At 55.6% G+C, this 13,173-nt stretch carries 14 protein-coding genes; 7 read left to right on the forward strand and 7 right to left on the reverse strand.

The window, feature by feature from the left end; translation table 11 throughout:
• Window positions 1–1,224 (forward strand): oxygen-independent coproporphyrinogen III oxidase (hemN, locus tag ACK4S7_RS02315; RefSeq protein WP_409644123.1); only part of this gene is annotated, 1,224 nt, incomplete at its 5' end.
• On the opposite strand, the gene ACK4S7_RS02320 is transcribed toward hemN, so the two are convergent.
• From ACK4S7_RS02320 to ACK4S7_RS02335, 4 genes are read right to left on the reverse strand one after another with little or no spacing between them, the layout of a single operon-like run.
• On the reverse strand, window positions 1,208–2,026 hold the full coding sequence (locus tag ACK4S7_RS02320; protein WP_409644125.1) for a hydrolase 1, exosortase A system-associated: 819 nt from the start codon (window positions 2,024–2,026) through the stop codon (window positions 1,208–1,210). The two genes, hemN and ACK4S7_RS02320, sit on opposite strands and share 17 nt — an antisense overlap.
• The gene (locus ACK4S7_RS02325) at window positions 2,014–2,706 is read right to left on the reverse strand and encodes a hypothetical protein (protein ID WP_409644127.1); all 693 of its coding nucleotides are present in this window, start codon (window positions 2,704–2,706) and stop codon (window positions 2,014–2,016) included. Before ACK4S7_RS02325 ends, ACK4S7_RS02320 begins: the two co-directional genes overlap by 13 nt.
• Complete coding sequence (locus tag ACK4S7_RS02330; RefSeq protein WP_409644129.1) at window positions 2,703–2,963, reverse strand: phosphopantetheine-binding protein; 261 nt, start codon at window positions 2,961–2,963, stop codon at window positions 2,703–2,705. The genes ACK4S7_RS02325 and ACK4S7_RS02330 overlap by 4 nt, the downstream gene beginning before the upstream one ends.
• Window positions 2,964–2,977: 14 nt before the next feature.
• Complete coding sequence (locus ACK4S7_RS02335; RefSeq protein ID WP_409644131.1) at window positions 2,978–3,946, reverse strand: GNAT family N-acetyltransferase; 969 nt, start codon at window positions 3,944–3,946, stop codon at window positions 2,978–2,980.
• Between the two features lie 105 nt (window positions 3,947–4,051).
• Here ACK4S7_RS02335 and ACK4S7_RS02340 point away from each other — a divergent pair, with 105 nt between their 5' ends.
• Entirely contained in the window at window positions 4,052–5,665 is a 1,614-nt protein-coding gene (locus ACK4S7_RS02340) for an acyl-CoA ligase (AMP-forming), exosortase A system-associated (protein WP_409644133.1), read from the forward strand.
• Window positions 5,662–6,888: a pyridoxal-dependent decarboxylase, exosortase A system-associated gene (locus ACK4S7_RS02345; RefSeq protein ID WP_409644135.1), complete on the forward strand. Its 1,227-nt coding sequence runs from the start codon at window positions 5,662–5,664 to the stop codon at window positions 6,886–6,888. Before ACK4S7_RS02340 ends, ACK4S7_RS02345 begins: the two co-directional genes overlap by 4 nt.
• Window positions 6,889–6,897: 9 nt before the next feature.
• Here the strand turns inward: ACK4S7_RS02345 and ACK4S7_RS02350 are convergent, their stop codons facing one another.
• A complete protein-coding gene (locus tag ACK4S7_RS02350) occupies window positions 6,898–7,092 on the reverse strand; it encodes a zinc-finger domain-containing protein (protein ID WP_409644137.1) in 195 nt (64 codons plus the stop codon).
• 53 nt (window positions 7,093–7,145) lie between these two features.
• Window positions 7,146–7,700, reverse strand: coding sequence for a DUF4402 domain-containing protein (locus ACK4S7_RS02355; RefSeq protein WP_409644139.1), 555 nt, complete (start codon window positions 7,698–7,700; stop codon window positions 7,146–7,148).
• Between the two features lie 137 nt (window positions 7,701–7,837).
• Here ACK4S7_RS02355 and ACK4S7_RS02360 point away from each other — a divergent pair, with 137 nt between their 5' ends.
• The 3 genes from ACK4S7_RS02360 (at window position 7,838) to ACK4S7_RS02370 (ending at window position 11,641) form a co-directional block, all read left to right on the forward strand.
• A complete protein-coding gene (locus ACK4S7_RS02360) occupies window positions 7,838–8,755 on the forward strand; it encodes an ABC transporter ATP-binding protein (protein WP_409644141.1) in 918 nt (305 codons plus the stop codon).
• Complete coding sequence (gene nadB, locus ACK4S7_RS02365) at window positions 8,756–10,330, forward strand: L-aspartate oxidase (RefSeq protein ID WP_409644143.1); 1,575 nt, start codon at window positions 8,756–8,758, stop codon at window positions 10,328–10,330. It abuts the gene before it with no gap.
• A gap of 69 nt (window positions 10,331–10,399) precedes the next feature.
• Entirely contained in the window at window positions 10,400–11,641 is a 1,242-nt protein-coding gene (locus ACK4S7_RS02370) for a dipeptidase (RefSeq protein ID WP_409644145.1), read from the forward strand.
• Between the two features lie 4 nt (window positions 11,642–11,645).
• Here the strand turns inward: ACK4S7_RS02370 and ACK4S7_RS02375 are convergent, their stop codons facing one another.
• A complete protein-coding gene (locus ACK4S7_RS02375; RefSeq protein ID WP_409644147.1) occupies window positions 11,646–12,848 on the reverse strand; it encodes a M20 family metallopeptidase in 1,203 nt (400 codons plus the stop codon).
• A 116-nt stretch (window positions 12,849–12,964) separates the two neighbouring features.
• Between ACK4S7_RS02375 and ACK4S7_RS02380 the strand changes: the two genes are divergently transcribed.
• Complete coding sequence (locus ACK4S7_RS02380; RefSeq protein ID WP_409644149.1) at window positions 12,965–13,165, forward strand: hypothetical protein; 201 nt, start codon at window positions 12,965–12,967, stop codon at window positions 13,163–13,165.
• The last annotated feature ends 8 nt before the right edge of the window (window positions 13,166–13,173 follow it).

Below are 13,173 nucleotides of genomic sequence, written 5' to 3' on the forward strand. Positions count from 1 at the left end.
TTTATAAAGGGTGTCCGCGATATATCGGCAGAGGCACCAATATCGCTGTATCTGCACATTCCCTATTGTCGCGAGATCTGTTGGTATTGCGGTTGCAATACGGGCGCGGCGTCCAAGGAAAAGCGGCTGACCAGTTATCTCGCTGCGCTTGAGGCCGAGATAATTCAGGTTGCAGAACGATTGGACGGCCGCGGCCGGATACGGCATATCGCCTTTGGCGGCGGCAGCCCCAATGCTATCGCGCCGGTTGAATTTGTCCGGTTGATGGACCGTGTACGGACCATGTTCAGGTGCGACGACCCGCAGATTTCGGTGGAACTTGACCCGCGCATTTTTAGTGTTGAATGGGCAGCCACGCTGGCCCGGTGCGGTGTATCAAGGGTCAGCCTTGGCGTACAAAGCTTCTCTGACTCTATTCAGCGCGCCATTGGGCGAACACAGCCACTGCACATGATTGAAAATTGTATCTGGCAGCTACGTGAAACAGGCATCAAGGGCATTAATTTCGACCTGATGTATGGTCTTCCAGGGCAGTCCCAGCAGGATCTGTTTGAAACACTGGAAATAACAGCGGGACTAGCACCCGACCGCATAGCGCTTTTTGGCTATGCCCACATGCCACAGCTTTTTCCCCGTCAGCGAAGGATTGACGATAGCGCATTGCCCAATTCTGCAGAGCGTTTTGCAATGGCCGAACTTGGATATAGATACTTCACAAAAGCGGGATACGCCGCGATTGGTTTTGATCATTTTGCTAAGCCGGACGATAGCCTTGCGATCGCGGCGCGGGTCGGAAAGCTTCGCCGGAATTTCCAAGGTTTTACCGATGACAACAGCGATATTCTGGTCGCGATGGGGGCAAGTGCAATTAGCCATTTTCCCGACTACATCATCCAGAATGCAAAAAATGTCGGCGATTACCGAGCGCTCGCATCGGCGCATCAAGTGTGCGCTGTACGCGGCGTGGTGCGTAATGCCGACGATCAATTGCGCGGTAAGCTAATCGAAAACCTCCTCTGCACTGGCAATTCGGGGCCTATCCCCGACGCAATGCGGGACGAGATTACCACTGGGATGCAGCCATTTGCCGAACGGGGTTTAGCGCGGCTGGACAATGGCTGTATCATCATTGAGGCAGATGGCGTGGCCTATGCGCGCGCAGTTGCGTCTCTGCTTGATGCCTATCGGCAGCCAGCAACGCGGCAATTTAGCCCTGCTGTTTAAGGACGTGTTCGACTTGTGCATATAGCCATGCCCGTGCAGGCGGCTCGGCAAAGCTGTGAGACGCTGTGTTGAAAGACACCAAAGCAATGTTCGCTTTTTTGCGCGCGGATCTAAACGCTTGTGATTTCCAGGCCGCCTGAAAAGCTATGGCCGTCGTATCGCCCTTGGCAAGGCATATCGTGATTGGCATGTCCCGCACCGCAAGTTGCTTTCCAAACCGCGCTGCAAGCTGTGAGGATGGGTTAAGTGTTATCGCACGGGCAATGCCTATTGCGAGTTTACTGATGTTAATCCTGCCGGCCAACAAGTCGTAAAAGCTTCTGGGGCTCTTTAGTCTCGCCCGGTATCGCGCGCGGATAGCGGCGGCGTTAATGGCCGGGTTTGAACCGCTGGCCTGCGCCGGATCAATGGTCCACGGGTTGGATAAAATTAGTGCGCAAAATTCTTCTGCGTGGGGGAACGATAAAAGCGCCGTGGCAGCGTCGCAATTGCCAATGCCGACCACGCGGCGGATGGCAGGTGCGCTTGCGCGAAATGCCGACAATGCCGCTGCTATGTCGTCGGCGCTGTTCTCGAAACCCGTGTTAAGCCCCTCGCTATCGCCAACACCGCGCCGGTCGAAGCGAAAGACAGGGTAGCCCAACGCCTGTATATGACGTGCCATGTCGGCCTGGCCTGCAAAAGTGCCACTACGGATTTCGTTGCCGCCGCTGATGATCAGCAATCCGGTTGTCCCGTCAGCCATGTCCAACGTGCCGGCAAGATGATCCACACCACATATAAAGCCGACTATCTGCCGCACGTCGCACTCCATGCATCAAGTCGCGCGGCAATTCCTAAGGACATGTCCACGCTCTCCGTCGGTTCTGCACGCCGCCAAAGCGGGGTTCCTGAAAGTTCTGCGAGCATATCCTCAGTGCTCAGGCCGGTGGAGACCGGAACGGCTGTCTGCAGTTCGGAAAGCATCTGAGGGCTAAGATGATGTCCGGCAAGGTGAACGCCGCGCCTTTGTCCTTCGGCCAGCAGCTGAGCGGCAGTGGTAGAAATGCCAGCCTCTTTGTCACCTGCAATCCGCGTGCGAAGCAGTGTTTTTACAAGCGTGGCGCCATTGACGGGGGCAAGCCGCCATTTCGGGATGCCGCCTACATCGTCGAGCAAACATCCACCCCTGATTGACGCAATATGCGTTACCCCAAATTGCTTGGCTGCTTCGGTAACCGCCAATTGCCAGCTGGTGATGGACTGATCAGTCAACGGGGCGTTACTTTCATTGCATCCCGGCAAATCCAGAAGGTAGGCAAACAATCCGCGCCGGGCCAAATCGCGCATGGCTTCTACAATCATGCGCCCTGTGCGGTTCATTTCGTCGAAGAGCGGCGGAACAATCAGAATTTTTCGATCCGTTTCTGTGTGGCCAAAGCCGAGGCAATATTCGCGATTGCCGGCACTTTCGTAATACAGGTGAACGGGGTCCGGGCTCACGCAGAAATCTTAGACTCGGCAAAGCGCACCAAATCACCGAAGGTGGCAAACAGCTCGCCATCTACCTCATCATCATCAACAATGATATCGAGTCTGTCTTCCAGCTCGGTCAGCAAACCAGCCACCGCCATAGAATCGAGCTCCGGAATTGCACCAAATAATTCGCTGTCGTCTGACAAGGCCGATACCTGTGCGCTCGTCAAGCCAAGCACCTCTGACAAGAGTATACGCACTGCATTTTCGATTTTATGGGACATTATTCTCTTTCAATTCAAGCAGCCTTGCCGCGCAACTGCCGGAGATGGTGGCGGGCAATGACTGGCCAGTTGGCCACATGACCGGGCAAGAGCAAATCGATTCGATATCGGGGCCGGATTTGTTCCATCCACGCTTGTTTATAAGGGTCGTTGCCCAGCCCGAAATCGATCTCCGCAACCCGGTCGATGTCAATGACATGACGAAAAAGCGCCGCAGACAACAATGTGCCTGGCGATGCGGCAACGTAATGTTCGTCATGCGCCAGCTTGTGGATCAGGGCGATGTCATTTTCGACTGTCCAAAACTGGGCAGCCACCGGCAAGCCATCGATATACGCAAGACCGAGCCGCAGATTGCCCGCGATGCCTTCTTGACGTGCCAGCGTCTCCAGAAACTGTGGGCTCCCTTCGGATGGCTTCCAACTGCGGGCATATACCTGTTGATAGTCTTCCCAAGCATTTTCATCGAACGTGCAATATATCCGCGTCGATACAGCAGCAGACTTGCTCTTGCGCTTTACGGTGCTGCGTAATTGGCCGGGCCGCGTTGCCCAATAGGTATCAAAGCTGCGGCCTTGCAGACGCACATAATGGTTTTGATTACATTCGGATAAATCTGCGAACCAACCAGAAGATCTGAAAGCTGCGGCAATGGCATGCGCCGATCCGTCTTCGCCGGGAACAGGTGCCAGGGTCAGCCTTTTGGTCAAATCTTTTGCACTGCAAGCAAGTTGACGAAGAAGCGACAGGCGGGTGTCTGCGTCGTATTCGCCACCGTAGATAGGGCGCCACAGGAAGGAATACCAATTGGCGAGCGCAACATGGTGGCCGCTTCCTTCTTGCATCAACGGCATCCATGCTTCGGCGCCATCCTGTTGTGCATGGAGGAGCAGAGGCGGCTTTCCGGGGAGAGCAAGCCGGTGCAGCGACTCCAGCCAGTCCATTCGGTCAAACAGGCATGGTTGATATGTGCGTTCCAACATGTCTCCTGTCGCGATCTGCGCCGAATGAAAGTTATCGTGATATTCACCTTTTATCGCTAAATTACTGAATGAAAACACCAATTTTAATTTAAACGAAGTGCCCTCATGCTGAACGATTTGCCGATGTTCCCCGTCGATCACCTGCCCCTATTCGGCGAACCGACGGCCATCGCGCTCACGATCCGTGACCGCAATATTAGCTATCAGGAGTTAAATCTCCGTACCGGCAGGCTAGCGGCCTTTCTGGCTTTGCAAGGTTTGAACGCTGGAGACCGCGTGGCGACTTGGCTTGGAAAAAGCGAGGTTGCATGCTTGATGCCGCTGGCTGCCGTTCGGGCTGCGTTAATACATGTACCAATCAACCCGTTACTTAAGGCCGCTCAGGTCGCGCATATCATGGCCGACAGCGGCGCGCGATTGTTGATTACCAACGGGGCCCGTGCAGAGGTTTTAACAGGCGACAGCGGAAATCAACCCAATAAGCCCCATCACCCTCAATTGGATTCAGGGTCTGATATATTGGTGCCGGAGAGTGACGTGCCGGAACATGCCCAGCATGAAAAGGGCAGTTTCGACATAATTGATGATATGACGCTGGTTCAGATATTGGACGATCCCAGTGCTCCCGTGCTTGACCCACTTCCGTCAACAACAAGTCCGGAAACGTTGGCCGCCATTCTCTACACTAGCGGCTCAACAGGTCGCCCCAAGGGCGTAATGCTAAGCCATTCGAACTTGGCAATTGGCGCGGCGATTGTGGCGCAATATCTGAAACTCGGGCCAGACGATACCACACTTGCTGTGTTGCCCTTAAGTTTTGATTATGGGCAAAACCAGTTGTTTTCGACTTGGCGTGTAGGGGGACGTGTTGTTCCGCTCGATTTCCTCACCCCACGCGATGTTATCAAGGCTTGTGTGCGGCATAGAGTGACTACGTTGGCTGCTGTTCCACCGTTATGGGTACAATTAACCGAGCAGGAATGGCCAGCGGAAGCATGTCATGATATGCGGAGGTTGACCAATAGCGGGGGCGCATTGACGCCCAAACTCGTAAAAATGCTGCGCAGCATTTTTGGGAGGGGCACAGACATTTACGCGATGTATGGCCTTACCGAGGCGTTTAGATCAACCTATCTTGACCCAGCATCAATCGATGCCAATCCCACCAGCATGGGTAGGGCAGTCCCTTATGCCGAAATCATGGTCGTCGCCCCAGACGGCAGCGAAGCTGCGCCGGACGAATCAGGCGAACTGGTGCACGCAGGGCCATTGGTTGCCCAAGGCTATTGGCGGGATCCGGAACGCACTGCGGGGCGGTTCAGGCCCGCGCCCGCTTTTTCCAGCTATGGCGGCATGGCCGTTTGGTCAGGCGACACTGTGCGGTGCGATGCCAACGGCCTTTTCACCTTCGTCGGCCGCGATGACGCGATGATCAAGACCAACGGTAACCGGGTGTCGCCAAATGAAATTGAGGAAACAGCCGTGGAAAGCGGACAAGTTGCCGAAGCCTGTGCCATTGGCCACACAGATGATCGGTTAGGCGAGGTTATCATTTTGTATGTGCGCGGTGAGGGAGAGGACGCAGCGCTCAAGGCATATCTGAAATCAGTTCTCCCCAATTTCATGCAGCCTGCGGAAGTGATCTGGTTGGACGTGTTTCCCACGAACGCGAACGGTAAACTGGACCGCAATCTTTTAGTATCAGGGCTTTCGGCATGAAGGCGACCGGACCAATTCCTGCGGGCTATTTTGCAGTTGAGGGCGAACTTGTCATTGGTGGCCTGACGGCGACCGCTCTGGTCGGGCAAGCGGGTGATACGCCGCTCTTTGTCTATTCTTCCGATCACGTGCGCCTGCGCATCGCTGACCTGCGCGCTGCGATGCCGCCACGGCTGGCCATTCATTATGCGATGAAGGGCAACCCCTTTCCTCCGGTGCTCGCGTTGATGAACAGCCTTGTCGACGGCTTCGATGTTGCGTCGGGGGGCGAGGTTGATCTGGCATTGGCTGCAGGTGTGAATGCCTGCGTGATTAGCTTTGCCGGACCCGGAAAGCGCGAGCGGGAGTTGGAGCAGGCGATTGCGCTTGGCATAACGCTAAATAGCGAGAGCGAAGGTGAGGTACAGCGCGCTCTGGCCATCGGCCAAAGGCTTGGTATTGCACCGCGGCTGGCAGTGCGCGTGAACCCCGACTTTGACCTAAAGGGCTCGGGCATGAAAATGGGCGGTGGGGCAAAACCTTTTGGTGTTGATGCTGAACGCGTTCCAACGCTTGTGAACCGCATTATCGCAGAGGGCGCTGAATATCGCGGATTCCATATCTACGCGGGTAGTCAGGCGCTGAAGGCTGATGCGATTATTAAAATGCAGGCGCAGACATTGGCGTTGGTCACCGATTTGACCGAGGCAATTGGGGTTTCGCCCCCACATGTTAATTTGGGCGGCGGCTTTGGCATCCCCTATTTTGCAGGGGACGAACCACTCGACATCCGCGCTGTTGGCGATGCCCTCGGTGCGGCATTGGACGCTTTGCCATTTGCACTTGCCCGAACGGATTTCTGCATCGAACTTGGCCGCTATCTTGTTGGCGAAGCTGGAGTATATCTGACGCGTATTGTCGACCGGAAAGTCAGTTGCGGCGAAACCTTCCTGATTACTGACGGCGGCTTGCACCATCAGTTGGCGGCCAGCGGAAACTTTGGCACTGTTATACGGCGCAATTACCCGGTTGCGATCGCAAACCGTTTTGGTGCCGGGGCGGAAGAAGTCGCGTCGGTTGTTGGCTGCTTGTGCACGCCGCTCGACAAGTTATCAGACAAGGCCCATTTGCCGCGGGCTGATGTGGGTGATCTGGTAGCAGTATTTTGTGCCGGCGCTTATGGCGCGAGCGCAAGCCCGGCCAATTTTCTGGGGCAGGGGCCAGCGCGCGAAATTCTCGTCTGATCGGCCAAGTTAGCCCTTACCGTTATCCGCTGGTCCGCCCACCAATACAAAATGCCGGTCGCAATAGCCGCAATCAACATAACCTTTTTCATCGATCTGAAGCCAGACGCGTGGATGGCCCAAGGCAGCGGGAATATCGCCACTGCCATCGCAGGAGATGCGGGGTTCGCGTACGCGGATTGTTTCAGGGTCATTGCTGTTCATAGGTTGCGCTTAGCAAAGCGAAAGCAGCGCTGCAACGGCCCAGAAATGATTGCTTATTGATAATCCAGCGTTGCGGTAAATGTACCTGAGTATGTGCCTGCGGGTTGGCTTGCACCCACGTTCAATTGTCCCCCGACGCTAAACGTGAAGATGCCATTTGCCGCAGCGATCCGGTAATTTGAAGACGAGCCCAGCTGTTGAAGCGTTGGCGCCGGTCCAATGACGAAATTGTTAACTGTCATGGCAGGGCCGGGTCCCGTCAGCGATATCGTCTCAGGCGCGATCTGGATACGCACACGCTGGTTCTGGGCGCCCATTCCGGCAAAACGGGCAACCTGAAAATCATTTCCCACCAAGACAATGCCGTTCGTGGCCGTCCGCACATTGTTGGTGGAAATGGCGACCGTACCCGCCACATTGGCTGGAATGATACGTCCAAAGTCCAGATTTTCATAATTCACGAACGACAAGGGTGTGACGATTGCAATTTGCGCTTCACCCGGTGTTGGGCCAGCCATGGCAGCCGATGGCATAAGACCCAACGCAAGCCCAAGCCCGAGAACGGGCGCTTTAAGATCCGACAAGCGAAAAGAGATGGGATCGTGCATGCAACGACCTTAGAAGCCAGGCCGTAACTTTAGGCTACTGAACATGGTTAACGATGCACTAATAACGGCTGCAACTCATTTCATCCCATTATGTCCATATGATTGCACAGATACAAAGCGTTCGCTATCGCACGTGCATGTCCGAACAAGCTATCTCCATTCAAAATCTGTCGAAAAAATACGCAGGCGGAAAACAGGCGCTTGACGACGTCAGTTTTAACGTTGCCCAAGGGTCGATTTTCGGGCTGCTCGGACCAAATGGCGCAGGCAAGTCTACCTTGATCAACATCTTGGCCGGATTGGTAATGAAGACGTCAGGTAGCGCGAGCATTTGGGGCTTTGATATCGACGCCCATCCGCGCAATGCCAAAGCATCAATCGGCATTGTGCCGCAGGAAATCATGTTCGACCCGTTCTTCACGCCAAAGGAAGCGCTTGAGCTACAGGCAGGTCTGTATGGCGTGCCCAAGGCAAAGCGGCGGACGATGGAGTTGTTGAAAGCTGTTCGGCTTGAGGACAAGGCGGATGCCTATGCCCGCACATTGTCAGGCGGGATGAAGCGGCGGTTACTGGTGGCCAAGGCGATGGTGCATGCGCCTCCAGTGATCGTTTTGGATGAACCCACCGCTGGCGTGGATATCGAGTTGCGCCAGCAACTGTGGGATTATGTGCAAGAGCTAAACCGTGAAGGTGTCACCGTCGTCTTGACCACCCATTATCTCGAAGAAGCCGAGCAATTGTGCGACCGGATTGCGATCATTAATCATGGGCAGCTTATCGCCAACAAGCCTACGCGGGAGTTGGTCGGTATGGCGCGGGAAAAGGCCGTTGTGTTGACCTTGGACCGCGACGTTGCATCTGCGCCAACACATGAAGCTTTCGAAAAAGCGGACTTGGTTGGCGATCGCACGATCGAAATTACCTATAACAAAGACCGTATGAACGCAGGCGAAGTTCTGTCTGTTATTCAATCGCTTGGCCTTGGGATTGTCGACGTTACAACCAAGGAGGCTGACCTTGAAGACGTGTTTCTCCGCCTTACGAGCGCCGCCTAAATGGACGCCGATGTACTGATCATTGGGTCAGGCGCAGCGGGACTTACGGCGGCGCTTCAATTGGCCGCAACGCGCAAGGTGGCGGTGCTGGCCAAGGCCTCTATATCCGATGGCGCGACCGCCTGGGCGCAAGGCGGAATTGCCGCGGTGCTTGAACCGGGCGACAATTTTGAAAACCATATTGAAGATACGATGGTTGCAGGCGCTGGCCTTAACAACCGAACTACAGTGGAATTCGTGGTCGAAAATGCGCCTTTGGCAATCGAGCGATTGGCAAAGCTTGGCGTGCCGTTCAATCTTGAAGGCAATGACTGGCATTTGACGCGCGAAGGCGGGCATAGCCACCGCCGGATCGTCCATGTCGACGACGCGACAGGCTGGGCGGTGCAACAGGCGCTTGAGGCAGCGGCAAGAGCGCACCCGAATATCATACTGGTGCCCGACATGGTTGCGGTCGACTTGATTTCCGGACGGCATCAGGAGCGCTTTTCCACCTCAGGTCGAATCCACGGCGTGTATGCACTCAACCGCAAGACGGGACAGGTGGAAACCTTCACGGCCCGCGCAACGGTCCTTGCCAGCGGCGGTGCGGGGCGGACGTATCTATATTCCACTGCGCCGCGCGGCGCGACGGGTGATGGCATTGCAATGGCGTGGCGCGCCGGCTGTCGTGTGTCGAACATGGAATTCATGCAATTCCACCCGACCTGCCTGTACAATCTTGAGGTCAAGAATTTCCTCATTACCGAAGCTGTGCGTGGCGAAGGCGGCATTTTGAAAAACCCGAAAACCGGGCACCGCTATATGCCCGATTATGACGATCGCGCCGAGCTTGCGCCGCGCGATATTGTCGCCCGCGCCAACGATGCTGAGATCAAACGTGACGGCCTCGATTATGTCCATCTAGATATCAGCCACAAGCCGGCGGAGTTTGTTAAAGCCCATTTTCCCAACATTTATGAAAAGCTGCTTGGCTTGGGCATCGACATTACACGTGAGCCGATCCCGGTTGTGCCAGCGCAGCATTATACCTGTGGCGGCGTGCTCGTGGATCTGGATGGCCGAACTGATGCGCCCGGGCTTTATGCTGCCGGGGAAGTGACGCAAAGTGGCTTGCATGGGGCAAACCGCCTTGCATCAAACTCCTTGCTCGAATGCTTCGTCTTTGGAGATGCTTGTGCCCGACACATTGAAGCTAGCTGGGACAGCTTGCCGGCACCACCGCCTATCCGCAACTGGGACGAAAGCCGCGTCACCGACAGCGACGAGGAAGTGGTCATTGCCCAATGCTGGCGGGAAATTCGGCAGTTCATGTGGAACTTCGTCGGAATCGTGCGCACCACCAAGCGCCTGGAACGCGCGCAGCACCGGATCGATCTGCTGCGTAGTGAAGTCGCCGATTATTACAGCCATTTCCGCGTCACGCCTGATCTGATTGAGCTGCGTAACCTGGTAGAGGTCGCAGCGCTTATTATTCGATCTGCGCTGTCGCGGCATGAAAGCCGTGGGTTGCACTATACGCTCGATTATCCCGAGCTAGCAGAACAGGCACTCGACACTATTTTGGTGCCGTAAGAACAAAACACTTTCCTACAGATGCTAAAGTCAGGCAAAGTCGTGGCTGGTTATTTGCAGGGGGTTTTCATGGACGACCAGAATCGCGGTTCAGCTTTAAACTTGCGCAGATTGATGCAGTTGCCTCTCTTGATGGCGTTGGCGGCATCCGCAATCCCTGCCGTGGCCGCAACGCCGGAAGAAACCGCGCGTGAGGTGCTGGCAAAGTCCCCCGTTATTGACGGTCACAATGACACGCCGCACCAGATCGCGGAGTTGTTTGACCGTGATTTTTCCAAGTTCGACCTGAACGCCCTGTCCGCCGAAGTGCTGGCCAAAACACACACTGATCTGAAAACAGCGCGCGCCGGGTTTCTCGGCGGGCAATATTGGTCGGTGTATGTCGATGCAGCGTTACCCAAGCATGAGGCGGTGACACGCACCATCCAGCAAATTGACGTCGTGCGGCAAATGATGGCACGTTATCCCGGTGCCTTCACATATGCATCGACTGCAGCTGAGGTAGAGGCCGCCATGAAGGCGGGCAAAATCGCATCGCTGATTGGCATGGAGGGCGGGCATTCCATCGGCGGTTCATTGGAGATTCTAAGGCAGACTTATGCGCTGGGCGCGCGTTATATGACCATCACGCACAGCCTGACGACCGATTGGGCCGACAGCGCCACCGACGCGCCCAAGCATGATGGGTTGTCGCCCTTTGGCTTTGAAGTGTTGGCCGAAATGAACCGTTTGGGGATGATTGCCGACATCAGCCACGTGTCCGAAGCAACGATGCACGACGTGCTGGATAAATCGACAGCGCCGGTGCTGTTCACGCATAGCAACGCCCGTGCCGTCACCCCGCATCCGCGTAATGTGCCTGATTCTGTGCTCACGCGTCTTCCGCAAAATGGCGGCGTCGTTATGGTGACGTTCGTTCCCGGTTTTACATCGGCCGAGCGGCGCCAGTGGGAATATGAACGTTCCGCAGTCGCTGGCCGTGCCAAGACCGAATTTTCTGGAAATCCAGTCGGTGAAAAGGCGGCTGTCGACGCATGGATCGCCGCGAACCCGCAGCCCAAGGCAACGCTTGCCCAAGTCGCTGATCATATTGACCATATCCGCAAGGTTGCCGGCGTCGACCATATCGGCATTGGCGGTGATTTCGGCGGCGTCGATGAACTACCCGTTGGTTTAGAAAATGTCTCGACCTATCCAGCCTTGTTCGCCGAGCTGGTACGCCGTGGTTATTCGAAAGCTGACCTAGCCAAAATCGCCCAAGGTAACGCACTTCGCGTGATGCGCGGCGCCGAAAAGGCTGCGCGGAAATAGGCGTTCAATCAAACCCCTCGGCCAGATAGCGCTCTGCGATTGCAGCGTGAAGCGCCGCGCCTCGGGCCATGACGCTATCGTCCAGAACCATGCGGTTCGAATGTAGGCCGCAGCAAGTGCGCCAATCATCCCCTTCGTGTGATGCCCCGAGGAAGAACATCGCGCCGGGGACTTTTTCGAGGACATAAGCGAAGTCTTCGGCTCCCATGATCGGGGTGTCGAGTGTGATCCAGCTTTCCGCGCCGAACATATCCTCAACCACGGCCTTGCCGAATTGGACGGCGCGGTCGTCGCATACAGTCACGGGGAAGCCCTGTTCGATGTGAACCTCAGCGCTGCAGCCATGGGCCGCGGCGATTCCGGGGGCGAGGCGGTGCAGTTCTTCGGCTACGCGCGCCCGCTGCTGCGGCGATAGCGTGCGGATCGTGCCGAGCAAATGCGCAGTTTCTGGAATTATGTTGTTGGTCGTGCCGGCGGAAATCTTGGCGATGGTAATGACCGCCGGATTGAATACCGAAATCTTGCGCGTCACCATCGTCTGGATGGCGGACACGATTTCGCAAGCAACTGGGATTGGGTCGATCGCGTCATGCGGCATGGAGGCGTGGCCGCCCGCGCCCTTGACGGTGATGGTCAACACGTCTGACGATGCCAGCAATGGCCCGCTTCGGCCACTGAACACGCCGCGCGGCGCGTTGGGCATGATGTGCAAGGCAAATGCCGCGTCGGGCAGCGGATCAATCAGGCCGTCATCCAGCATGAAGCGCGCGCCGTGATGGCCCTCTTCGCCGGGCTGAAACATGAATTGAACGGTACCGGCCAATCCATCACGTTTGGCGCACAACATCTTGGCCGCACCAACGAGCATCGCGACATGGGTGTCATGCCCACATGCGTGCATCGCGCCTTCGGTAAGCGAGCTATAGTCGAGGCCAGTGTCTTCATGCAGCGGCAGCGCATCCATATCGCCGCGCAACAATACTGTGCGGCCATTGGCGGGGCCTTTGAGGGTCGCGATAAGGCCAGTTGTCGATGGCCCTTCACGAAATTCCAGAGGCAGGCTAGCAAGCGCGGCCTTTATTTTCGCTAAGGTTTTGGGGTTTTGCAGACCCAACTCCGGCTCGGCATGAATTGCCCGGCGCAGGTCAACGAGGTCGGGAAGAGTATTTTCGGCGTCGTGGCGCCAGTGCTCGGATAAAATATTCATATGTCGATGTCCTAGGTATCATCAAACGTTGTAAGCACAGTAGTCTTGGCGTTGACTCATTGTTTTTATTAAATATTTTCCCATTGGGATGATTTTAAAAATGGGAGAAATTTAATATGCTAACCGAACTTACCAACAGCGAAATTGATTCCGTTTCTGGCGGAAACAATGGTCAGATCGACCAACAAGTCGATAACTGGATGCGTAATAATCCAAATCGTCAAGGTTATCACTGGCAGGCGGACTACACCTATGATACCAACTGGCAAATTACGGGCGTGACCGTTTATGAGGTTCAAGACGCTGTATTTGCCTAAGCTTTTTT

It is taken from the genome of Sphingorhabdus sp., from assembly GCF_046292425.1.
Lineage (GTDB): Bacteria > Pseudomonadota > Alphaproteobacteria > Sphingomonadales > Sphingomonadaceae > Sphingorhabdus_B.

Excerpts from the sequence above, each read along its gene's own strand:
- ACK4S7_RS02340 (WP_409644133.1), top strand. The coding sequence starts at position 4,052 with ATGCTGAACGATTTGCCGATGTTCCCCGTCGATCACCTGCCCCTATTC.
- ACK4S7_RS02380 (WP_409644149.1), top strand. The coding sequence starts at position 12,965 with ATGCTAACCGAACTTACCAACAGCGAAATTGATTCCGTTTCTGGCGGA.
- ACK4S7_RS02370 (WP_409644145.1), top strand. The coding sequence starts at position 10,400 with ATGGACGACCAGAATCGCGGTTCAGCTTTAAACTTGCGCAGATTGATG.
- ACK4S7_RS02330 (WP_409644129.1), bottom strand. The coding sequence starts at position 2,963 with ATGTCCCATAAAATCGAAAATGCAGTGCGTATACTCTTGTCAGAGGTG.
- ACK4S7_RS02345 (WP_409644135.1), top strand. The coding sequence starts at position 5,662 with ATGAAGGCGACCGGACCAATTCCTGCGGGCTATTTTGCAGTTGAGGGC.
- ACK4S7_RS02350 (WP_409644137.1), bottom strand. The coding sequence starts at position 7,092 with ATGAACAGCAATGACCCTGAAACAATCCGCGTACGCGAACCCCGCATC.
- ACK4S7_RS02375 (WP_409644147.1), bottom strand. The coding sequence starts at position 12,848 with ATGAATATTTTATCCGAGCACTGGCGCCACGACGCCGAAAATACTCTT.
- ACK4S7_RS02335 (WP_409644131.1), bottom strand. The coding sequence starts at position 3,946 with ATGTTGGAACGCACATATCAACCATGCCTGTTTGACCGAATGGACTGG.
- nadB (WP_409644143.1), top strand. The coding sequence starts at position 8,756 with ATGGACGCCGATGTACTGATCATTGGGTCAGGCGCAGCGGGACTTACG.
- ACK4S7_RS02360 (WP_409644141.1), top strand. The coding sequence starts at position 7,838 with ATGTCCGAACAAGCTATCTCCATTCAAAATCTGTCGAAAAAATACGCA.
- ACK4S7_RS02355 (WP_409644139.1), bottom strand. The coding sequence starts at position 7,700 with ATGCACGATCCCATCTCTTTTCGCTTGTCGGATCTTAAAGCGCCCGTT.